Origin of the sequence: Odoribacter sp. N54.MGS-14 (assembly GCF_000980295.1) — a bacterium.
In the GTDB taxonomy this organism is placed as follows: domain Bacteria; phylum Bacteroidota; class Bacteroidia; order Bacteroidales; family Marinifilaceae; genus Odoribacter; species Odoribacter splanchnicus.
In genome coordinates, this window is sequence record NZ_LARL01000199.1 from 1 (window position 1) to 267 (window position 267).

1 rRNA gene is annotated in these 267 nt (G+C 56.2%); it reads right to left on the minus strand.

Annotated features, from left to right (window positions below):
* Positions 1 to 267, minus strand: a 16S ribosomal RNA gene (locus tag WS42_RS15110); the annotation flags it as partial.

A 267-nucleotide genomic window follows, 5' to 3' on the forward strand; every position in this document is an offset into this window, starting at 1 on the left:
TGGTGTGACGGGCGGTGTGTACAAGGCCCGGGAACGTATTCACCGCGGCATGCTGATCCGCGATTACTAGCGATTCCAACTTCATGCAGGCGGGTTGCAGCCTGCAATCCGAACTGGGATGGCTTTTAGGGGTTTGCTCCACCTCGCGGTATTGCCTCCCTCTGTTAACCACCATTGTAGTACGTGTGTGGCCCAGGACATAAGGGGCATGATGATTTGACGTCGTCCCCACCTTCCTCCGTTTTGTCAACGGCAGTCTCGCTAGAG